Origin of the sequence: Photobacterium chitinilyticum (genome assembly GCF_004104355.1) — a bacterium.
Lineage (GTDB): Bacteria > Pseudomonadota > Gammaproteobacteria > Enterobacterales > Vibrionaceae > Photobacterium > Photobacterium chitinilyticum.
The window spans coordinates 237,235-259,247 of sequence record NZ_RJLM01000003.1 but is presented as its reverse complement, the minus strand read 5'-3'; the positions used below and the strand labels follow the sequence as shown (position 1 = coordinate 259,247).

Here is a 22,013-nt window from a genome sequence, read left to right as displayed (position 1 = left end):
AAAAGAGCATCAATGATGCTCTTTTTTGTCCTGCCATTTACTGGTTAATTGGAGTTAACTTGTATCTGCTGTCTAGCAAGCTCCAAACGTGCCACTTCGGCATCAAGTTCGGCAATCTTGTCTTCCATTAATTTATGGCAGTAGTCAGCCAGCTTGCGAGCATCTTGGAGTTCGTATTGACTAATATCAATGGGCTCCAGCATTTCACTGATGACGATGCCGTTATCACGGCGATTAAGTAAGATTTTGTTGTGGGTTGTACTAACGCACATCGGAATAATTGGCACACCGGCTTCGATGGCCATTCGAAAAGCACCTGTTTTGAAGGGGAGCAGTCCGCGTCCTTTGCTGCGCGTGCCTTCAGGATACATCCAGACAGATAGGTTACGTTGGTGTATGGCCTCTGCTACCTGCTTGATAGTACTGCGAGCTTTAGACTTATTCTCTCTATCAATCAGTATGTTACCGGTAATCCAATATAACTGGCCGAAGAAGGGGATCCACAGCAGGCTTTTTTTGCCAATAGTAACAGTTCGCGGCTCAAGCATACCGGGAGCGGTGACGAAGTCGAATATACTTTGGTGGTTGGAGATATAAACGCTGTTTCCAACGTTGGCGACGTTTTCTTTGCTTCGCTGAATTAGCTCTACACCAGCTAGTTTTTGTAACTGATTGAACCAGCGGCAGAAAAAATACACGTGTTTGGGATTGCGAGGGCTCAGTAGACAGTAGACCAAGGCAAAAAGCGAGGTAAATATTATGAACATTGCCGCTAACAACAGGCGGATAAGAGAAAGCACAATCACTCCTTTGAATTATTAGTACTCAGTCTGACGTCATTGGCATGTTTAACAGAAGAGGCCAGAGGAGCTTCAGAAACAGGTTTCTTAAAAAATACAGCAAATTAGCCTAAAGATAAATAAACTCAACAGGCTCCGAGAGCATTCGGTGCACCAAGATCATTATATACACTGCCAGAACGATTAAGAAATGATCAGTAAAAGCCCAATAAAGCAGGTGTTGCTATGTAAACCTACAGTGCAGGTGTGAAGTCAATCGCACGTGGTTACACGAGTCAATAAAATGTTGGAAAGTCTTTATAATTCAAGAGATAAAGAGCTTGGTTTTGACACGGCATGATCGATCTTGTCTGAAAGTATGCGGTCTGTTGTGCAAAGTCTCTTCAGTTGTGTGGAGTTTTGGAGGCGAGCGCCGAGCTACGCCTCTTTTTTTTGTCTAAAAATTACGACTTAAGTATTTTTACCATGTTGTAGCGCTCGAACGGGATGTTGTTCCTGAGTGAGATTTCTTTTTCTATCAGTTCAAACCCTAGTTGCTCAAATAGGCCTCTTGATACTTTGCTGGCTGTCACGCTCAGGCTGGTCTGTTTTTTCGCCAAGGCTATCGCCTCAAACGCAGTGTAGAGCTGTTTTCCCAGTCCTTGGCGAGAGTATTCCGGTAAGACATACAGTAACGTCAGATGGTTGACTGGGTGAAGCTGGCCAAATGCGATTGGTTGGTTTTTTTCATCGACGGCAACCAGAGTGTGACCTTGGTACATGAAGGCTTCAAATTCATCAAAGTGCGAGTGAGGATAATCAGCCCAGATTGAAACCTGCTCAGGGGAGTAATGTTGCTGTCCAAGTACGGACGCAGAATGGTAATAGATTTCGGCTACAGCATGAATATCATCGCTGATAAATGCCCTGAGTGGATATATATTCATTTGTTAACATCTTCCCTGTTTTGGCTGGTGGTCAAGTCGGTGGTTTTTATAACAATTAATGTCAGGATTCGATAGCACCTCTGTTCAAAACTGTGGAATGATATAACCTATCGTGAAACTAATAAAAACTGATTGCAGCGGAAAGTCGGCAGTAACTTTTTTGCACGTTCCGTAGATTCAGTAGGAAAAATAGAACATTTGCGCTGTGAATATTTATTCTTGTTTTTTGATTGTATGTTTATCGGTGACGGCCCTTTCTGGCTGCTCGTCTAACCTCGGAGTTAATGAGGCGGCATCTAAGCCTGGCCGTGTTGAGTCAGTCGATAACTATCAGCAAAGGAATCAGTCAATTCCAACGGCATTAATACCGTCACTTTCTACACCATCATTCAGTATGGTGTATGAATCGTGGAAGGGGACACCCTATCGTCTGGGAGGAAATAGCAAGCGTGGTATAGATTGTTCGGCGTTTGTGCAGGTGGGTTATTCTGACGTGTTCAATCGGCTTCTGCCGAGAACGACTGGCGAGTTGGCAAGAATCGGACGCTGGATCCCTCAGGCCGAAGCAAAAGAAGGTGACTTGGTTTTCTTTAAAACGGGCCGTAGCCTGAGGCATGTCGGGATCTATCTCGGGAAATCAGAGTTTCTTCATGCTTCAACGTCTCGGGGTGTCATGATTTCGCGTTTGGACAACCCATATTGGCGGCGGGCATTTTGGCAGATGCGAAGAGTACAAATTTACTGAGGTAATTTGGGTATGAATTTTTTCCGTATTTACACGCTAAATTGAGCCCGCGATCTCGCAAAAATGGCCAACGCCTCCCATACTTTTGCTGTAGGAATAATTTCCGGAGGTGAACATGGCCATGGCACTTAAAGTAGGGCAATTCCTCAACAGTCATAATGTGGATTTCAGCCTTACCCAACACCGTCATACCGACACATCTTTTAGCTCTGCTATCTCTGCGCATGTACCCACTTCGCAAGTTGCGAAAGCCGTAATGCTCAAAGATCAGAATGGTGAATACCTGATGGCTGTTGTTCCATCAAACCGGCGAGTGATGATTGATAAGATTGGCCGTATGATGGGAAAACAGTATTTCTTGATTGGTGAGCACGAACTACCACAGATATTTCAGGATTGCGATCCTGGGGCAGTTCCTTCGCTAGGGCAAGCTTATAAGGTTAGCATGTTGGTAGACGATCTTTTGCTTGAACAAGATGAACTTTATATAGAATCAGGGGATCATGAGAGCTTGATCCATTTGGATAACAAGCAGTTCCATAAAGTGATGCACGATATTCCACATCAAAATATTAGTGGTTATCGCATGATGTTTTCTCAGGAGCAGGAAAGTAGAAGAGGCTGGGACTGGGAATAAAGTTTTAGCTGACTGAAGAGAACACGCTATGTGTTGTTATTAGGAAAACACCCGTAGGATGGATAATCTCGCGGGTGTTTTTTTGTGGTTGTATAATAAGCTTATGATTTTAAAGGTGTTTTTTAACTGTAACCCTAGGGCGGTAGTGATACCCGTCGTGGCGGAAACGATCCACCTTGTGACTCATATTGACCCTCAACCGCCCCCAATACTGCAGTGAAAACTGCCACCGTCTAGGTCAGTTATAGTTTCAGTTCAGGCACATTTTCTTTGTTTTACGAGTTAACTTCAAGTTGGAGCTAGTTTAGAGGGAGGGTACGCAACGACAGTGGTAAAACTACCGTTACGTACGGGGTGTGCAGGTGCTTACTTAATGCTGTTGAGCATAAAGTTGATGATTGGATCGCCGTCATCAATCTGTGTTAGGGGCTTGGGAAGATAGTCGGGTTTCCGTAATATTTCTCGTGTGATCAGCTCGTCCAGCAGTGGCTTGAACTCAAACCCTGTCTTGCCGACAAACAGCGATGTCAGATCGCTTTCCCGATAATATATCAAGGCATCTCTCAGCCCTTTAAGGTAGAGATAGTCTTTGGTAAAACCACCGCCTCGGTAGGCTCGGGCCGTGATGGTGAATGCATCATTTTTATCTAGGCGATGCTCTGTTACCAAATGGTTGAAAGTTTCACTAAAGCTGTCACCTCGCACCATTTTATCCACAGTAATCACCCGAAGTGCGAGAGTTTTCAGTCGCTGTAACGGGAAGTTGCCTGACAGGTGTTCGCACAGAATCGCCAACCCCTCCTGGGTGTGGGTATTACCCGGCAACCCGAGTTTAAGTACCTTGAGCGGTTGCCTATCAGCATTAACGCTGGTGACCATATGGACACCGAGCTCATGGTGGATCAGTGCGTTCAGATCCGCAGGCGAGAACAGGCAGCCCATATTGACCTTGATGTTACGTCCGCTAACCATTGCCCGCGCAATTAACTGCTTGGAACCGACAATCTTGCAGGAAATAGCGTACTCTTCAGCCGCTGCCTTGAAAGCATTGATTGCCTCGGCCGCACTGATGCTGGCCGGTTCTGCTACCTGATACTCCTTGGCGTGGAGAATAAAGTTTGCATTGGCGATATCCTGCTGATTTGGCTGACCGTAATATCTCAGCGAGTTATAGAGAAACTCGTCTTGGCCAATACTGCTCAGCAAGTCAATTCGTATTGCCAGTTGGTCAATAACCCGGCGGTACATCTTTTGAATGTCGGCATCGCGGACGTCGTCAACCGGTAGACGATAGAGCTGCTCCCTGAACTTATACGGGTCAATATCCAGCTGTCGATAGGTAAATCTTGGCTGGTAGTCATGCGGTTTATGGAGGAACCGACGCTTTTCCTGTTTAAGGTTGGTCGGATTAATATAACTCAGCGTATTGATACCCCGGGCCAAAGAATACAGTTGGCGATCAAGCTTGATCACCTCGCGTGGCAGTTTAGACGCAAGTATATGGCTGCCCGTGAGACGTTTCACCTTTGTACGGCGCAGAATCGTTGCCGCCGCATGTTCAGTGAGCACTGTCTTCATGGCCTCTTTTAGTTTCTCGATAACCAAGGGGAAGGCTTCACCCCCGACCTCATTCATGAAGATTTTCTTTACTTCGATCGGCAAGATCAACGTATTGGCGAAATTCTCCTTGATGAAGGTGGCCTGATAGCCTTGCCCCTTGAAAACCGAATTGACACTAGCATCAATTTCAATATTCGGTAACTCGATATTGCCAAGCCGGCCTAATAAGTGATTAATTTCTTTGTCCCACTTGCGCGTATTGAGCTGGCCAGTTCCGAGGTTGAATACCGGTGTTTCACGCTCTATACGCTGGTAGTTATATGAATGGACATCATATAGCAGGCACAGGCCAAACTGGCTTTCAAGTGTATCGACCAAGCATCCTAAAATACGATAGTACTGCTCGTGCTTGCTGATAGATGTTGCACGTTCGGCAGCGGTTAATGTTTCGGACCAGACTTGTTTGCCCCACGCCGTCTCATAAACACTGCTGTCTACAGGACGATTTAGATCGTACTCGTACCGGGAATCTTCGCCCTGAAGAACAACAGGCAGGGACGAAATAAAATCCCCGGTGTAAGGGTCTTCTTCATAGTACCGCTCCATCTCGCTCAGGTTGCACTTGGGTACAAGATCACCGCGAAGGCGGTGACCGTGATGAATGGCTGTGGCGATATAGGGCTGATACTCACTGATACGGATAATCAGGCTGCCATCGTTGAGCTGGGCTTCGAACGGAATACGGTGCCGGATCTTGTCCAGCACTTCAGTCTCAGTAAGTTGCAGCATCAGCAATCACCTGACGGTATTCGTTTTTGCGGGCGATACCAACTTCTTTGGCAACAACAACACTTTCTACAAAATCAATCACTTCACGTTGCAGCTTGGTTCTGTTCAGACGGTTGATACGGGTGATCCCACCAGGGCTAAGTACATTCACTTCGACCAGTTTGCCTTTGATAACATCAAGACCAACAAAATAGAGTCCATCGCGTACCAGCTTTGGACCGATATGTCGGCAGAGACGTAGCTCTTGCTTGGTTAGGCTATGCTTTACTTCTTTGCCGCCGGCATGAATATTTGAGCGCACATCACCGGATGCAGGTACCCGTCGCATGGCGCCTATAGGCTCACCATTGAGCATCATGATCCGCACGTCGCCTTCTTCGGCACCCTCGATATAGTCCTGCAAAATGACGTAGTTCTTGTCTTCTCCGATGTAAAAATCAAGCAGAGACTTGACGCTGGACTTAGCGCTTTTCTCGACAAGAATGACGCCTTTGCCGCCATAGCCGTTCAACGGCTTCATGATCATTCGGTCATTGGGGCTTTCTTCCAGCACTCGCTCTAGATATTCACGATTTTTTGATACATGAGTTACCGGAATAAACTCGTTATTCGGATCCGGCAGGGAAGTGGTGTAAAGCTTGTTATTGGCCACACGCAACCCATCGATGTCATTCACAATGAAGGTATCGTCGCGAACAGAGTCGAGAAAGTTCAGTGCCATGGTATCCAGCGGTGGATTGGCACGCATAAAGATCACGTCAAAACCAGCCAGTGGCAATTGCGCTTTGCGAAATTCAGCTTTGTGGTAAAAACTCGGAATATTGTTTGATACCTCACCCGTTTTTAGGACATTGCAAAATGCAATCGCCGTACTGTGGCGCATGGTCAGATTGTTAGGTGTTGTAATTGCAACCGTATGACCGCGGCTAGCCGCTTCATGAATAAGGCGTAACGTTGAGTCAGTGTCGGCTTCAACTCTTTCCCACGGGTACATAACAAAACAAATTTTCATACAAGTATTACCAAATGAACTGTCACGGATGACAGGCAAAAAAGAACGAAGTCATCGCACAATGTGGATGGCTTAATCGGTATTTAGCGTTAAGGGTGAAAGGAAGCCGTCATGCGGCTACCCCAAGAGAGCACTAGTAATCGATGTCGACTTCTAGGTTGCTCTCGTTATCGTCATCGAAGCAATAGGCCTGCTTACGTTGAGAAACACACAAGGTATAGCTTCTTATTTTCTGGGTCGTTTTAGTGGTGTATTTCATCCAGCATTTTGCGAAATCGGACTGCACGTCGAGCTGGCCGAGGATCTCTGCGAGGAACTGCCGTTCTGGTTCGCTTGCGGGCTCAAGGGTACCGTTTTCCAGCCCTTTCATCGTACGGCCGTAATCTTGCAGCAATGTTGCTTCATTGATAGTGAATACACCTGAACGGTTGAAGCCGCGTGGGAAATTTTTATCGTCGTAAAATTTGCCTTCACTTCTCATTAAATTGCTTCCTGATGAGATTTTCGCAGATAGTCGTGCAGCTGGCTGACGTTGTAAAACGAAGTTTTTTCGTCGTGACGATAAAAAAAATTGATTAAAATAAAACAGGGCGAAGGTGTACTATCTTTTTTTTATCCTCTTTCGCTAATTGAGAACACATGTGGATACAGAACTACTCAGAACGTTTCTAGAAGTGACGAAAACAAGGCATTTTGGCCGGGCTGCAGATAATTTGTTTTTAACCCAGTCGGCGGTCAGTTTTCGTGTTCGGCAACTGGAGTCTCAGCTGGGGAATGATCTGTTTTCAAGACAGCGGGGAAATGTTCAGTTAACAGCGGCCGGTGAGCGCTTGCAGCCATACGCCGAGGCTATTTTGCAGACTTGGGGACGGGCTAAACAGGATGTTGCACTGACTGACAGTTTAACGAAACAGGTGACAATAGGAGCATCGCCGATGTTCTGGGAGTTTGATGGTATCTCAGACTGGATCAACCGGATTTATGACGCCGAAGAGGGTTTGTCGCTACGATTGGAATCCGTTCCTAGACAAAGTATGGCGAAGCGGTTGCTCGACAAGAGTATTGATGTCTCGATTACCAGTGAACCGCCGAGAATTGATAACTTGCAGGTATCAAGAGTCCGTGATTTTCAGTTGCAGCTTGTTACCCGAGAACAAGGCAGCACCATGGATGATCTCAGTGCGCTTCCTCTGGTTTTTCTTGACTGGGGGACGCGCTTCTCGGTCGAGCACAGTCGTATAAGCGAACTGCAAAAGACACCTGTTATGCATACCCATTCGAGTAGGATGGCTCTGGAATATTTGTTGAATAACCGCTCGGTCGGCTTTTTGCCGTCGCCGGTGATCGCTCAGAGTGTTGAGCATGGCGAGCTATACCCCATTTTTGGGGCTCCGGTGATGGAGCAGTCACTGTATTTGGTATGGCGTGAAGATAGCGACAAGCTGGCGTTGCTGCAGGCAATGCTTAGTGTTCCTTTCAACAATGTTATTGAAAGCGTCTAATCGAATCTATTGCTTGTTGGATGAAAAATAACTTGTTGTACACTTGTCGGAATTCTCACTACTCTCCGCGTCAGGCAGTAAGATGAGATCCGATATGTGTTTTGGTTCTTGTATTTGATATTGGTCGTAGTTTTATTCTCTTCGGACCGGTATCTTTTAGTTTTACTGTCATAAACGACTATTATTATTCGGTAAATGTTGGTGACGATATCTGTTGATGACTATATCGTTATCGGTGTTCAATCAATCAGTAGCATTTTACTCTGAATATGTTTCAGGAAACGAGCATGGCAAAGTTAGATCAAAAATTTAGCAAAGGATCTAAGTCCAAAAACAAATTCGATCTGGAAGATGACTTTCGAGATTTCAACCAGCAACCAAAGAAGAAAAAGCGCCGCATTGCGAGGCAGCGTGAAGAGTATTCAGAGTATGATGACAGTAACTTTTGATTATTATTATCTTCTGTAGACATATACCAGTACAAGAGCGTTCAAGATGAACGCTCTTTTAGTTGATAGCTCAATATCTGGGATCAACCTTTTTCCCGCAGATTGCGGTATACTGGCTGCAGTTACATGAATCACCAAAGAGTTGTGCAATGCTAGATAACCTAAGTATCCCTAATGATATCGAAAAAGAGCCTGAATTACCGATCCCTTCCATTGAAGAGCAAAAGCGCATTGTTGAAACGTTAAAGCGCCTGGAAGAAGCTGGTGAACTGACGCCTGAAATTCTTGAACAGTATATGACTGGCCAGCGAGTGATCGACGAAGATAGCTAATATAGCGATTCGTTATCTCGAATAAAAAACCGGCACCTTTCAAGGTGCCGTTTTTTATGAGTAGTCATTCGGCTTGTAACTTAGCTAAGTGCTGGCTGATGACTTTTTGTTGGCTTCATAGTGAATGACAGCCATAGCAGAACTAAGCTACACGGGCCTACCCAGCTAAGGTGGCTGCTATAGAGAGGGAGCCATTCTAGGAACATCCGGTTAAGAGAGTCAGTCATAATTCCGAGTACAGTGGCTGTATCAATGCACCCCAAAGCTAATGCAATTAACACCAAGTATTTCAGATTTGGATTTTCAGTGAGTGATAGGGAGGCGGCCAACACGAGCGCTATTGCGATGGGACACAGTACAAGGATAAGAGGTAGGCTGAACGAGATAAGTTGTTCTAAGCCAAAATTGGCGACTAGGGCAGTCAGTGTGATGGCAATCGTTGCCCCTTTTGTAAATGGAAGTTGATAGGTCTTTTCAAAGTACTCTGCGTTAGCGTTGGTAAGGCCAATGATCGTTGTTAGGCAAGCCGTCAGGGTAATTGCGGCGAGTAGTAGCTGGCCAATAGGCCCGAGAATTGCGGCCGAGTACAGTGTGAGAATCGCCCCGCCGTTACTTGCCCCGGGAGCAATAGCCGAAGAACTTGCACCAAGGTAACCCATTGCTAGATAACAAATGCTCATCAATATCATGTAGATACCAGCGATGAAATAGCTGTATCGGCGTATACCGATCTGGGTGGTGACCCCTTTTTCCTTAATCGCCTGAATGATCACCCAACCAAAGGCTACGGCAGCTATTGCGTCTAAAGTCATATAGCCTTCTAGCAAACCGTTTACCAAGGGTGCTTGCTGGTAGTTAGTAAGAGCCTGGGTTGTTGACCCCTGAGGGTTGAAAATAGCGGTGATGACGAGTACGCCAAGCATCGCAATGAGGGCTGGTGTCATGAACTTGCCAATAATATCAACAAGCTTACCTGGCTTGAGGGCCAGAAACAGACTAATGGCGCAGAAGGTGACAGAGAATGGCAATAGATAACCTTCACCGACAAATGGTTTTAAGCCCATTTCATAGGCGACAGTAACAGCTCGGGGTAGAACAAAAGCTGGGCCTAGGGTTATAAATACGGTTAGCCAGAATGTTCTGTCCAACCATGTCGGGAGTGATTGAGTGAGTTTATTGACAGAAGAAAGGCGACCCAGAATGATAATTGTCAGAGCCGGCAGCCCGACAGCGGAAATCAAGAAGCCTACCATCGCAATGAGCCAGTTTTCTCCAGCTTGCAGGGCCATCATCGGAGGGAAAATAAGGTTACCCGCACCCAGGAACAGTGCAAAGGTCGTAAAGCCAATAGCCGTGATATCTCTTTTTTTCAATGGAACCACCTTCAGTCATTGTCAGTTGGGTGGTTAGAAAAGAGAGGTGAAATACTCTGTTTTCGCCAGCCAAGCTGACGAAAAACAAAGCCGTCAGCGTCAGAAAATGACGACGACAGAGAAAAGTGTGCAAGATGCTGAGCAAGAATTTACTTGCGTGCAATCGGACTGATTGTTAGTCATTGAGATGCGCATTCTTCACACTTGGAATTTAGATAAGTAAAATTAACATAATGCAGTGCACGGCCTGATGTAAAGCTTTATTTTATTCTGGGTTTTGAGGTGAAACCTAGCGGATTATTTTGCATTAATCTTTCACCTCGTTAACTATCTGATTCTTAAGTGTTTAACTGTTTAGCAATGCGTTAAGTTCATCGAGTGTGGAGACTTGGTAATTCGGTTTAATCCCTTCAGGAACTTGATGACCATGGGCATTTAGCCAGCACGTATGGATCCCAGCGTTCATTCCACCCAGAATATCTGAATGCGGATTATCACCAACCATAAGTATGTCATTTTTGTCAGGATGCCCCATTTGCGAAAAGGCAAAATCAAAGATGCCGCGATCAGGTTTTGCGACACCGACTTGCTCCGAGATAATCAGTGTCGAGAAGTAGTCTTGGAAACCGGTACGTTCTAGCCTTATTTGTTGCAGCTCGGTAAAACCGTTGGTGATAATGCCCAGTTTTGCTCTGTCTTGCAGGTTGTGCAGTAACTCTTGGGCACCAGGTAACGGCGCGCAGATGTCAGCCATTGCGGTGAGGAAGGCGCTGTTGATGAATTGAGTTGTGACCTTGAGCTTCTCTGCCCATGACTGAAAGCGTATGTTTTGTAGCTGCTGGGCTGTGATAACCCCATCTTGGTAATCAACCCACAGTGGTTTATTGACTCTCTGGTATTCCGCAAAGTCATCTTGAGTGAATTCGATGCCCAAGCGGGAAAACATTAAATTCAGCCCCTGAAAAGCATCAAAGTGAAACAGGGTTTCATCTGCATCAAAGAGTATCCATTTATATTTCATTTACATTAATCCGGTCTTTGGTTCGCTTTATGTTGGTGTTGGCAGATAATACATCAATCAAGGTTATATTTTCTCTCTGAATTTCATAAATGCTAGTTGTATATAAAGTTTTAGATTTAACCTAGTTATACCTATAAGTAGTTATGTACGCTAAATGACGATGTCTGGCTTGCTATTCTGTTTAATTAACTATACTTGATGGTATGGGAAAAGAGGCATGGAGAGCCCCCATTAATCTGCAGTTGTTTCTTTAATATAATGCTAAGGAGTAAAATGAATGGTTGATGAAATAAAGTTCTATGAGCCAGAAGAAAGCCACGGATTCTTATCAAACTTCGCATCTAGTCCTATTACATTAAGTGATATTGTGTGGCCAACAAGTGAGCATTACTACCAGGCACAGAAGTTTGTTGAACCTGAGATTCAACAGCAGATTTTAAATGCGGAAACACCTGACAAAGCGTTCAATTTAAGTCGTCAATTTGCAGACAAGGTCAAAGACGACTGGATGGACGTTCGAAGTGCTGTTATGCGCTTCATCGTGTTTGAAAAGTTTCGTCAAAATCCTCGGTTTGCACATTTGCTTGTGAGCACTGGCGACAGTGTTATTAAAGAGCATTCTCATCATGATGATTTCTGGGGAGATGGTGGGGATGGAAGCGGGCGCAATGAACTCGGTAAAATCCTGATGGATGTGCGAGATTATTTTTCTGGTATGGAGCCTTTTAACCTTGTTCACTTTGTTGATAGTGCAAAGCTACCGACTCAGTGGGGAACATTCCAGATGTACGGGTTTGTCGAGCAGGCAACAGGGAAGGAACATTTAGCGCTGGTATATGGTGAGCTGGATCCGAAATCACCACCCTTGATCCGCTTGCATTCGGAGTGCTTGACTGGTGATGCCCTTTTCAGCGCTCGATGTGACTGCGGTTTTCAATTGTCCAGAGCGATGGAGAATATCGTGAATGCCGGAAGTGGCGTATTGTTTTATTTGCGCCAGGAAGGGAGAGGAATTGGCTTAATTAATAAAATACGTGCTTATCATCTACAGGATGACGGCGCAGATACGGTTGAAGCGAATGAGCGACTCGGATTTGCCGCTGATATGCGTGATTATTCTTTCTGTAGGGGAATGTTAAGCTTCCTTGATATTAAATCGGTTAGGTTGATGACAAATAACCCCCGCAAAGTAAAAGCCTTAACCAGTGCAGGTATTAGTATAGAGGCAAGGGTTCCTCTACAAGAAGGGAATAACCCACATAACGAGAATTACCTGAAAACCAAAGCGACAAAACTTGGTCACATGTTTGACGAAGAGTTTATTAAGTAACTTGGTTGTAATTAAAGACGCAGCTTATGCTGCGTTTTTAATTACTCATATAAATATGAGTGTTGTTATTGTAACGTTGGCCTAATTAAAAGTAGCTTTTAATGATACTATCAATAGCTCCCGTGCTTTTTAGTTCTTTCAATTTTGAATTTGCATAATTTTGCATTTCTCTATTCATGTTAGGATCAAATGCAAGGTAAATAGGATAGTCCGGAATGACCGACCCAAATGGTTGGATATCGTACTGAGATAAATCTTGGTTTTGTTGCGATAGATTATATTTAATCCGAGAATCCATCTCTACAAATGCAGTATCTCCCGGTAATTTCCTTATAACCCGGAATGCTGCGCTGTAATCTTTGACCCTTAGTTCTTCTACGTTACCGCCTTTGAAGTAGGGGGTCAGTTGAGGGTAGTCAAAACCATGAAGCAGCACGACGACTCTGTCGTTCATGTCTTGCATTGAATTGAACTCGAAAGAGTTCTTATGGCTGCTTACAAGTACGTGTTTGACGTTATAAATAGGGCTGTCAGATAGGTTTTCCGCCTGAACTCCTCCCCATCCTGGGCTTCCGTATGTGATCCAGTTCGGTTTTCCGCCAGCTTCAAGCAATGAAATCATTCGGTTGAATGGGTAGGTATGGAAGTTAATATCATATTGACTGTCTTTGAAAATAGCTCTTACGATGTCAGTAACAATACCACTGTGCTTATTATCGCCATTTTCAATTTGGAACGGACTTGCTTGTTTGGCAATGACATAATAATTCACAGACTCCGCATTTAATGCAAAGCTTGAGCAAGATAACGCTAATACTGTTGCAATCGAAAAAATTTTATTCATTTTGTGTCCTTACCTTAACTATCCGGTTGAAGAAGCTATTATTATGTTAGTAGAAGAAGGATAAGATGCGAGTTTAAGGATGAATAAAACGTATCAAGAAATAAAGCCTAAACGTAAAATGGGTATAGCGAGGCAAATACTACTTTCAATTTTGTTAATTAGCTCACTATTTACCTTATTTACGACCTGTTTGAATCTGTATCTTGACTATAAGGAAGATTTGGCTTCTATCGAAGAAAGATTTGTTCAGATTGAAGAAAGCTATCTATCGAGCTTGGTTTCCAGCTTATGGGTCGAAGACCGCGAGCAATTGGCCACTCAGGCCGAAGGTATTATGCATTTACCCGGGCTTCATTATCTTGAGATTAAAGATAGCGAAGGCATCATCATTAGAATTGGCACTGAATTACCGAAGTACATGCACCAGAAGTCATGGGACATGGTCTATCAGTTGGGTAACAAAGAGTACAATCTGGCAACACTGACGGTTCAATCCGACCTGTATGCCATCTATCAGGGCTTGATCGATAAGTTTATTTTTTTACTGATGAGCCAGGCCGTCCAAATCTTCGTTATTGCTGTCTTCATCATTCTTATTATGTATCGGCTGGTTGTTCAGCCGCTAACACAGATGTCTAGAACTGTGACTGATTTTGACTCTGATAAGGTGCCCAAAGCGATTCATCTTCGCGCGCGTTGGTTTGACGATGAAATGTCCATTCTGTCTAACCGCTATAATCATTCAGTTGAGCAGATCCGCGAGCACTATTGCCAGCTTGAAGATGCTCGCGAATATGCAGAAGAGGCCAATCGTAAAAAAAGCGAGTTTTTGGCGAACATGAGCCATGAAATTCGTACCCCTATGAATGGAATTATCGGTCTGTCCAGTTTGATGAAAGAGATGGATATGTCGGAAGAGCAAAAAGAATATGTGAATATGCTTAATACTTCATCACTCTCTTTGTTGGATCTGATCAACGATATTTTGGACTTTTCAAAAATTGAGGCCGGACGGTTGGAACTGGAACATAACCTTTTGAATTTATTCGAGCTTAATAAAGAGGTTGAATCTGTTTTCTTGGTAAGGGCTGCTGAAAAAAAACTTGCCTTTCAGTGTTCTATTGACCGAAGTGTCAGCCCTATGTTGCTCGGTGATGCAACCAAGCTTCGTCAGGTATTAAATAACCTGGTAAGCAATGCTATTAAATTTACTGAAAGTGGTTTTGTTCACCTTCATGTTCAACGTGAAGATGAAGACCACAAGTCAGTAAAAGTGAGGTTTGAAGTGTCGGATAGTGGTATCGGTGTCCCTAAAGAGATGCATGATGCTATTTTCGAAAAATTCCAACAAGCCGATGGCAGCACTACCAGAAAGTATGGTGGCACAGGGCTTGGACTCGCTATTGGTCGAGAGATCATTCGATTGATGGGCGGAGAACTGCAGCTCAGTAGCGAGCCGGGAAAAGGCAGCATTTTTTCGTTCGTTTTGTCATTGGAGAAAAATATACTATCTACGGCCTCTAGCAGTGATACAAAGCTGTTGTCAGAGCTTTCTGTGCTGCTTGTTGATGACAGCAGGCTTAACATGAGGATTACTTCAGCTCAGTTGAGCAACTTTGGTGCAAAGTCGACTTGCTGTGAGAAGGCCACTCAAGCGGCTGACTTTGTTTTGCAGGCCATTAGCCGTAAAGAGCCCTATGATTTGATTGTTCTTGATAAAATTATGCCTGAAATTAATGGGTTTGAATTGGCCAAGCAACTAAAAATACAATTTGTAGATCGTTGCCCTAAAATGATGATGATCTCGGCTGGGCCAGAAGTGGGTGATGAAGAGAGGGCCAAAAAATCCGGAATTCGCTCTTATCTAGCGAGACCTTATAAAGAATCGAATTTGAAATGGACTGTCCAGCAAGTTGTGCGCAGTACCGATATTGATCTTGTTGAAGTTGGTCATGATTCACTCACCTTGTCTGGTAATGAGCAATTTATTCAGCCTCGGCAGACAATGCCAGAAGTGTATATTCATTCTGCCAAGCAATCTTCTCGTCTTAATACAGCGAGTAATGCAAGTGTTACATTGCGAAGCCAGTCTTTACCCGAATTGATGGCTTTGCAGGAAGAGGGCTGTATCCCGGAAAAAGCAAAAGTACTAGTCGTTGAAGATACGGTGGTTAATCAGAAAGTTGCCCAAATGATGTTGGAAAAATTAGGGGTAACCGTTGTGATTGCTGACAATGGCCAAACTGCAGTGTCAAAATTTCGCGAGGGTAGTTTTGATCTTATATTTATGGATTGCCAAATGCCGGTGCTTGATGGGTTTAAAGCGACTGAAGCGATTCGGAACCTAGAGCCTGAGGGACTGCGGATCCCTATCATCGCGCTGACGGCGAATGTTGTTAAAGAGGAAAAGGATAAATGCTACGCCTCGGGCATGGATGATTTTGTTTCAAAACCAGTGAGCCAGCAGATGTTGGCGAAAATGCTGGAAAAGTATTTGTCATGAGTCTGAACTGAGGCGGGGAGAATGCTTATATCGCCCCCTTCTTTTTAGGCGGGATGCTGAGAGAGATCGAGATTACTGTTTTGATTGTATAGATTCACGACCACAGTCACCGTGTCCTTGCGGGTATCTTCAGAGATATCCTGTATAACGTAGAAATCCGTGTTTTTGTCTTTCAATTTTATATCAACTAGTTGTAATAAGCTGTCGTCTATATCACCTTGTATTTCTATCGTCTCGATCAGCTTAAATTGGCCGAATTGAATTTCAGATGGAGATAGCAGCTCAGGTGATGCCAGTGAGCTTGTTGATGCACCAAGGAGGAACAGGGTAAGGATAGCGTGCTTAATCATGGATACTCTACGAATGTTGCTTGGCTGAAGCATTACTTTGTCATAGCAGGACTTTTTTATTGTCAGAAAACCGTCAAACTGTCGTGCTGTGATACAAAATTACCGGTGATTTTCATAGAGCTTTTCCAAAGCGACGGATAAGCCGCTTTCTGTGACAATTCTAATGTGTGATCTATTTAATTGCCTGACGTTAGTAACACCACAGGAGTGGGCTATCAGGCCAATGCCATAGTGAATATATTTATTGTAGTTAGCAACTCGATGTGTTTTGTCCGCCACGTTAAGGCCCTGTTGCAACCTCTTGTTATGCGTTGTGATACCTGTTGGACAGGTGTCTTTGTTGCATTGCAATGCCTGAATACAGCCCAAAGCAAACATATGTCCTCGTGCAGAAACGACAAAGTCGGCTCCAAGCGCGATAGCCCACGCCACTTTTGATGGGGTAATTAGCTTGCCGGAGGCAATGATTTTTATGCGATCTTTGAGCTGTCTTTCTTCGAGCAGAGTAACCACAAGAGGTAGACTTTCTTTTAACGGCAACCCGACATAGTCCATCAAAGGTTGGGGAGCTGCACCCGTGCCACCGTCAGCACTGTCTATAGTGATGAAGTCAGGAGCGCTTTTGGCTCCTCGTCGCTCGATTTCATCGAGGAGATCGGTGAACCACTGTAAAGATCCGATCACGGCTTTAAAGCCAACAGGCTTGCCTGTTATTTCTCGTATCCAGTGTATTTTATCAAGGAGATCACCGACAGTGCGAATATCTTTGTGGCCATTGGGGCTAATGGAGTCCTGCCCTTCGGGGATGCCTCGAATTTTGGCAATTTCAGCCGTCACTTTTTTACCCGGTAACATACCTCCCTTGCCGGGCTTCGCACCTTGGCTAATTTTGATTTCGAACATTTTGACTTCAGAGTGGGAAGCAATCTCGCTGAGTTTTTCTTCGCTAAGCTCACCGTTTTCATCTCGGACACCGTACTTGGCCGTGCCGATCTGAAACACCAGATCGGCCTTTCCTTCTAAGTGGTAAGGGCTTAGTCCTCCCTCTCCGGTATTCATCCAGCAGCCGGCAATGTGTGCTCCGTTTGAGAGTGCTCTGACAGCAGGTTTGGATATGGCTCCGAAGCTCATACCGGATATGTTAAAAATAGAGTTGGTCGTATAGGGATAGCGGCAGTTCCCACCAATGGTAATGGCAGCAGGCGTGACAGCATCTTCTTCTAGGGTAGGAAATGCACAATTCATGAACATTATCGTGCCAGCAGGATCTAGGCTCCGGGTTGAGCCAAAGGCGACGGTACGATCGACGTTTTTGGCTGCTTTATAAACCCAGCTTCTCTCTGCTCGATTGAAGGGCATCTCTTCTCGATCCATAGAGAAAAAATATTGTCTGAAAAACTCCCCTTGCTTTTCAAATAGATAACGGAATCGTCCAATAACCGGGTAATTATGTCGAATCGCGTGTTTATGTTGTCTGATATCGACGATGTACATGTAGATAGCAAGTAGAACCCCAAGACCGATAATAAAAATGAACAAACCGGATAAAAAGTCGATACTCAGTAGAATAAAATCACCCATATCACCCCCCTTCGATGTCTACTGTTGTTAGCTAGACAACAATAAACGTAGCTGAATTTTGACTGCAGGTATAAGGAACGAATAAGTGCGAGATAATTTCACTGATGAGGGGAGTAGAGAATAGGGCACTATGCGCGCCCTAGTTGTTTAAGGTATGAGAGCGAGTGGTGAGCTTAATCGACGGTGCTGACTTTCTCTGCTCCTCGCAGCATGGCATGGATCAGCTCATTAGCCTCAAATTTGGTGAGCGCCTCGTGCGCACCTACTTGGTGGGCCTGTGAGACACTGATTTCACTAGACAGTGATGTGTGCAGAATAATATAGGCATGGTTTAGACTACTGTTATTTTGGACCTCGAAAGCTAGTTCATAGCCATCAAGGCCCGGCATTTCAATATCGCTGACAATAATGTCGAAAGGACTGCCCACATCAGCGGCATGCTGAAGCATATTGAGCGCATCGCTGCCATTTGTCGCAATGAAGTAAGGGATGCTGATACTGTCGAGTGCTTGTGACAGCTGACGCCGAGCAACAGCGGAATCATCAACCAGCAATATTTTAAGCGGTCGAAGTATCTCGCGCTGAACATCGGTCAGAACCGGAAGCAGGCTGCCAGGTTTATCAGGGAAGACTTTAGATAGCAGTAATTCAACATCGAGCAACTGAATGAGCTTGTCGTCGACCTTCATAACACCAGTGACAAAAACATTGCTTCCCAGCGCGCTTGGCGGTGCATCAATGTTATGCCAATTACATTCTGTGATTTTATTGATCCCGCGTACCAAAAAGCCCACGAGCATACGTCGGCAATCAGTAATGATGATGTAACAGTCTTTCAATTCATCTTTGCTTAGTGGCGGATAGCCAACTGCTTTAGCCATATCAATGACTGGCAATGTATCACCACGTAGGTTGGCTGCTCCCAATACCGTTGGATGCGAATGCGGAATAGCCGTCAAAGGTGTGTAAGGAACAATTTCTTTTACCTTCAACGTTCCAATAGCAAAAGATTGGAGCGATGTAAGTTGAAAAAGCAGCATTCCCTGAGATTGATTCGTTGCAGTTTTGATCATTTTCAATCCCTGTTAGCGCGTTAGAAATTACTCAAAGATATAATCTAATATAGTAGCTTTTTATTAAGCTAATAGGAATTGATGTTATTGACTTTATTGTAAATTCTTGAATTTTGCGAGAACTGGATAATCCCCACCAGGGTTAATTGCGCTTTTAAAGTATGCAATTCTATAAAGTGCTATTTTTTTTTGCCTGAAAAGTGCCTTTTTATCTTATTTTTCTATGTGAATGTTCTTGCTGGTTATCATCCTGTACAGCGTTCAGAAACAGGTTTGTTGGAATGTGTTTAGGGCGAATGCTATGTCGTTTACACAAATTGCACGTATTTCCTAGAGGTCTTATTAAAAACGCTTAATAATTTTCGCGAAACAAAAAAACTTCATATAAGAATTACTACTAACTCTTGGGAGAAATGCTTCGGATGATGGTTTCTTTGTTGTAGGGCTAATAGCTTGTGAATGTAAAAACCATGACGGAAAGCTGCTAACGAAGAGTCACTAGTGGGTTGCGAGAGTATACGAGTCGTACCCGGACGAATTTAGTAATGATGACGTGGAGTAAAACATGAAAAAGGGATTGATCCTGGGCAAAGTTGCCGGCGCCGTAGCCGCAATGTTAATAACAGGGGTAGCCAGTACCGCTCAGGCGGCTCCGACACATGATAAAAATGTGATCGGCTACCTTACCCAGTGGGAAGCATGGAAAGGCCCGAACGAAGGATTTAGCGTAAAGGGCGAAGCTACTCACCTGAATGTTAATATGGATATCTATTCTATCCTGAACTTTTCCTTCTTTGGTGTGGCCAAAGATGGCTCACTGCACAGTGGTGATCTGAGAAATAAAAACATTTACCAACCGACTGCTGTACAAGAGCCCGGCCCGTTACTTCATCCCGACGTTTACTCCAGCTGGGACTTCCATATTCTTTGGGGGGAGCTAGAGTATATTCACCAATTCCCGGTTAATGAACCATGGAATCAGGAGCAGTACCTTAAAGTTAAAAATCAAGGCTTTGTTCAACAAGGCAGCGGTTGGTTACATGAACCAACAGGTATTACAGGACAGTTCCCAATTCCTCTGAAAAAGACGGGTGGTGCGCCAGGCCTTATTGATCTTGCTCATCAGAAAGGTGTCAAGGTCATGGCCTCGTTAGGTGGTTGGAGTATGTCGAAGCATTTCCCTGAAACGGCGCGAGATCCAGTCAAGAAAGCGCGTTTCCTTGCCGATGTCGACAAGCTTATGGCCTTAGGGTTTGACGGTATTGATATTGATTGGGAATTCCCGGGAAGTGGCGGTATGAATTTCCCGGGTAATCAGACAGATTTCGCTGATTTTGAGCAGCTGATGGAAGATATTCGTCAGCGGATCGGTCCGAACAAGCTGCTAACGGCAGCTTTCTCGGCTGCGCCGACAAAACTGGAAGGGTATAACTGGTCACGTCTTGTTGCTTCCATGGATTATTTCAACATGATGACCTACGACCTTAACGGGGGATGGTCAAACATAGCTGGGCATAATTCGCCGCTTTACGCTTATCCAGAGGAGGAGTTTGCTGAATTTAACCTAGATTACCTGCGTAACTGGATGGCAGCCAAAGGGGTACCGTCAAATAAAATCAACTTTGGTGCCGCATTCTATGGCCGAGGTGTACAGACCACAGAGCCTGTGGCTTATGTCGGCGCACCGACCGAAAAACGTACCGTAAACTTTAGTGTCGATGGCCCGACTAACTCAGCGGCAGATATGGATAACTGGAAAGTCTTCGAAGGGCAGCCGAACTATAACTATATAATTAAGCAGCCTGGATGGGAGCACAAGTGGGACGCTAATGCTGAAGTACCTTACGCGGTGAAAGGTAAGTACTTCCTCAGCTATGATGATGTGCCTGCTATCGAGAAGAAGGCACAGTACATCGTTGATAACAACCTGGGCGGCGTTATTGTCTGGCAGGTGCATGGTGATATTAAGTGTGAAGGCACCTTTATTAATCATGGTACCAACCTTAAGACGTGTACCAAGTTGAGTTCGCCATTGGCTGAAGCCATTGACCGTGTATTTACCACAGGCACGGTACCAAATAACGCGCCGGTACTCACCGTTCCTGCAGCACAGTCGGCTGATGCAGGGCAGGTGATTAGTTTTGTTGTTTCTGCGACAGATGCTGATGCCGGTGACAAGCTAACCTTTAGCGCGACAAATGCAACTGTCGTCGATAATGGTGATGGTAGTGCGTCGGTAACCTATAAAGCGCCAAACACAGCGACCAATCTACAAGAAGTGGTAACCGTCAAGGTGACTGATGGCCGTAAAAGCGTTGTCAAAGATGTGGTCGTGAATGTCAAAGGAAGCGTAAATGGTGGTAATACAGCTCCAGTGTTGACAGCACCAGCAACTGCAACGGTAGCCAGTGGTCAGCAAGTGGTGATTTCTGTCTCGGCTGATGATGCTGATGGCGATTCACTAACTTATACCGTATCCAGTGGCACCGTGACCAGCACAGCGGCAGGCGCGAATGTCACCTTTACAGCACCAGCGGTATCCGTTGACACAGTTGTTAATCTAGTTGTTACTGTGTCAGATGGTCAGGCGGAAGCGAGTTCAACTGTCGCTGTGACTGTAACGGCTGAAAGTAATACAACTTGGGACTCTAGTGCTGTTTACGTTGGCGGTGATATTGTTACCTACAACGGCTTGAAGTATAAAGCGAAGTGGTGGACAAAAGGCGAACAGCCAGATCAAAGTAATGTTTGGCAACAGATCTGATTGACGCTCTAACAGCTAATCGCCGTTTACAGCCCTGCCTGAGCAGGGCTGTTTTCTACCTAGCGAGGCAACAAGACAAATGTCAAAGGCGGCACTATATTTAAAATGTCACTTGGGCGTTGGATATTTGATGAAGGTGGGCGGTTATGGAGCTACGTAACAAGTCAGGAGAGATTGCCAAACTTGCTGATAACCTGACATTGAAAGAAATTGTTGATATGGGGTTTTCTCTAGATATTTGTGATGAGAGCTATGATCCTAATGAGCACTGGACGGTAAGCAATAAGGCACAGAAGAGGAAAGAAGGCGAGTACCCATCAAGCAAGTAGTAGAATGACGTGTTTATCAAAAGCTGGCAGAAAGCCAGCTTTTGTACTTTGTGGAGACAGACAAAACCACATCTATGTGGTTGTTTAATAAGC

General features: G+C 44.7%; 21 protein-coding genes. 10 read left to right on the top strand and 11 right to left on the bottom strand.

The window, feature by feature from the left end; translation table 11 throughout:
* Positions 1–44 precede the first annotated feature (44 nt).
* Together EDI28_RS10065 and EDI28_RS10060 are read right to left on the bottom strand one after the other, a co-directional pair.
* Positions 45–800 carry a 1-acylglycerol-3-phosphate O-acyltransferase gene (locus EDI28_RS10065; protein ID WP_128783730.1) on the bottom strand — a complete coding sequence of 252 codons (756 nt, stop codon included), beginning with the start codon at positions 798–800 and terminating at the stop codon, positions 45–47.
* Between the two features lie 443 nt (positions 801–1,243).
* Positions 1,244–1,726, bottom strand: coding sequence for a GNAT family N-acetyltransferase (locus EDI28_RS10060; protein WP_128783729.1), 483 nt, complete (start codon positions 1,724–1,726; stop codon positions 1,244–1,246).
* A gap of 244 nt (positions 1,727–1,970) precedes the next feature.
* Here EDI28_RS10060 and EDI28_RS10055 point away from each other — a divergent pair, with 244 nt between their 5' ends.
* Together EDI28_RS10055 and EDI28_RS10050 are read left to right on the top strand one after the other, a co-directional pair.
* Positions 1,971–2,471 (top strand): NlpC/P60 family protein, encoded by a 501-nt coding sequence (locus tag EDI28_RS10055; RefSeq protein WP_233353336.1) that lies wholly within the window; start codon positions 1,971–1,973, stop codon positions 2,469–2,471.
* Positions 2,472–2,586: 115 nt separating this feature from the next.
* A complete protein-coding gene (locus EDI28_RS10050) occupies positions 2,587–3,108 on the top strand; it encodes an aminoacyl-tRNA deacylase (protein WP_128783728.1) in 522 nt (173 codons plus the stop codon).
* A 366-nt stretch (positions 3,109–3,474) separates the two neighbouring features.
* Here EDI28_RS10050 and EDI28_RS10045 read toward each other — a convergent pair whose 3' ends face one another.
* The 3 genes from EDI28_RS10045 to EDI28_RS10035 form a co-directional block, all read right to left on the bottom strand.
* Positions 3,475–5,457, bottom strand: coding sequence for a flavohemoglobin expression-modulating QEGLA motif protein (locus EDI28_RS10045; protein WP_128783727.1), 1,983 nt, complete (start codon positions 5,455–5,457; stop codon positions 3,475–3,477).
* Positions 5,441–6,469, bottom strand: a complete 1,029-nt coding sequence (gene gshB / locus EDI28_RS10040; RefSeq protein ID WP_128783726.1) for a glutathione synthase — start codon at positions 6,467–6,469, stop codon at positions 5,441–5,443. The genes EDI28_RS10045 and gshB overlap by 17 nt, the downstream gene beginning before the upstream one ends.
* 133 nt (positions 6,470–6,602) lie before the next feature.
* Positions 6,603–6,950 carry a MaoP family protein gene (locus tag EDI28_RS10035; RefSeq protein ID WP_128783725.1) on the bottom strand — a complete coding sequence of 116 codons (348 nt, stop codon included), beginning with the start codon at positions 6,948–6,950 and terminating at the stop codon, positions 6,603–6,605.
* A gap of 160 nt (positions 6,951–7,110) precedes the next feature.
* On the opposite strand from EDI28_RS10035, the gene hdfR reads away from it, so the two are divergent.
* From hdfR to EDI28_RS10025, 3 genes are all read left to right on the top strand, one after another.
* Positions 7,111–7,971, top strand: coding sequence for an HTH-type transcriptional regulator HdfR (hdfR, locus tag EDI28_RS10030; protein WP_128783724.1), 861 nt, complete (start codon positions 7,111–7,113; stop codon positions 7,969–7,971).
* A gap of 287 nt (positions 7,972–8,258) precedes the next feature.
* Positions 8,259–8,420 carry a hypothetical protein gene (locus EDI28_RS26930; protein WP_164918524.1) on the top strand — a complete coding sequence of 54 codons (162 nt, stop codon included), beginning with the start codon at positions 8,259–8,261 and terminating at the stop codon, positions 8,418–8,420.
* A 149-nt stretch (positions 8,421–8,569) separates the two neighbouring features.
* Positions 8,570–8,752, top strand: a complete 183-nt coding sequence (locus EDI28_RS10025; RefSeq protein WP_128783723.1) for a restriction endonuclease subunit S domain-containing protein — start codon at positions 8,570–8,572, stop codon at positions 8,750–8,752.
* 80 nt (positions 8,753–8,832) lie between these two features.
* On the opposite strand, the gene brnQ is transcribed toward EDI28_RS10025, so the two are convergent.
* Positions 8,833–10,125, bottom strand: a complete 1,293-nt coding sequence (brnQ, locus tag EDI28_RS10020) for a branched-chain amino acid transport system II carrier protein (RefSeq protein ID WP_128783722.1) — start codon at positions 10,123–10,125, stop codon at positions 8,833–8,835.
* Between the two features lie 46 nt (positions 10,126–10,171).
* Between brnQ and EDI28_RS27540 the strand changes: the two genes are divergently transcribed.
* Positions 10,172–10,297, top strand: a complete 126-nt coding sequence (locus tag EDI28_RS27540; RefSeq protein WP_267900008.1) for a hypothetical protein — start codon at positions 10,172–10,174, stop codon at positions 10,295–10,297.
* A 174-nt stretch (positions 10,298–10,471) separates the two neighbouring features.
* Here EDI28_RS27540 and yjjG read toward each other — a convergent pair whose 3' ends face one another.
* Positions 10,472–11,146: a pyrimidine 5'-nucleotidase gene (gene yjjG / locus EDI28_RS10015; protein ID WP_128783721.1), complete on the bottom strand. Its 675-nt coding sequence runs from the start codon at positions 11,144–11,146 to the stop codon at positions 10,472–10,474.
* A gap of 277 nt (positions 11,147–11,423) precedes the next feature.
* Here yjjG and ribA point away from each other — a divergent pair, with 277 nt between their 5' ends.
* The gene (gene ribA, locus EDI28_RS10010) at positions 11,424–12,476 is read left to right on the top strand and encodes a GTP cyclohydrolase II (RefSeq protein WP_128783720.1); all 1,053 of its coding nucleotides are present in this window, start codon (positions 11,424–11,426) and stop codon (positions 12,474–12,476) included.
* Between the two features lie 85 nt (positions 12,477–12,561).
* Here the strand turns inward: ribA and EDI28_RS10005 are convergent, their stop codons facing one another.
* Positions 12,562–13,320 (bottom strand): substrate-binding periplasmic protein, encoded by a 759-nt coding sequence (locus EDI28_RS10005; RefSeq protein ID WP_128783719.1) that lies wholly within the window; start codon positions 13,318–13,320, stop codon positions 12,562–12,564.
* A gap of 79 nt (positions 13,321–13,399) precedes the next feature.
* On the opposite strand from EDI28_RS10005, the gene EDI28_RS10000 reads away from it, so the two are divergent.
* Positions 13,400–15,823, top strand: coding sequence for a response regulator (locus tag EDI28_RS10000; RefSeq protein ID WP_128783718.1), 2,424 nt, complete (start codon positions 13,400–13,402; stop codon positions 15,821–15,823).
* A gap of 44 nt (positions 15,824–15,867) precedes the next feature.
* Here EDI28_RS10000 and EDI28_RS09995 read toward each other — a convergent pair whose 3' ends face one another.
* From EDI28_RS09995 to EDI28_RS09985, 3 genes are all read right to left on the bottom strand, one after another.
* Positions 15,868–16,173 carry a hypothetical protein gene (locus EDI28_RS09995; RefSeq protein ID WP_128783717.1) on the bottom strand — a complete coding sequence of 102 codons (306 nt, stop codon included), beginning with the start codon at positions 16,171–16,173 and terminating at the stop codon, positions 15,868–15,870.
* Positions 16,174–16,272: 99 nt separating this feature from the next.
* Complete coding sequence (locus EDI28_RS09990) at positions 16,273–17,754, bottom strand: FMN-binding glutamate synthase family protein (RefSeq protein ID WP_128783716.1); 1,482 nt, start codon at positions 17,752–17,754, stop codon at positions 16,273–16,275.
* 173 nt (positions 17,755–17,927) lie between these two features.
* A complete protein-coding gene (locus EDI28_RS09985) occupies positions 17,928–18,827 on the bottom strand; it encodes a chemotaxis protein (RefSeq protein ID WP_199287401.1) in 900 nt (299 codons plus the stop codon).
* A gap of 565 nt (positions 18,828–19,392) precedes the next feature.
* Here EDI28_RS09985 and EDI28_RS09980 point away from each other — a divergent pair.
* Together EDI28_RS09980 and EDI28_RS09975 are read left to right on the top strand one after the other, a co-directional pair.
* Positions 19,393–21,591, top strand: coding sequence for a glycosyl hydrolase family 18 protein (locus EDI28_RS09980; RefSeq protein ID WP_128783715.1), 2,199 nt, complete (start codon positions 19,393–19,395; stop codon positions 21,589–21,591).
* 146 nt (positions 21,592–21,737) lie between these two features.
* A complete protein-coding gene (locus tag EDI28_RS09975) occupies positions 21,738–21,920 on the top strand; it encodes a hypothetical protein (protein WP_128783714.1) in 183 nt (60 codons plus the stop codon).
* Positions 21,921–22,013: the final 93 nt, after the last annotated feature.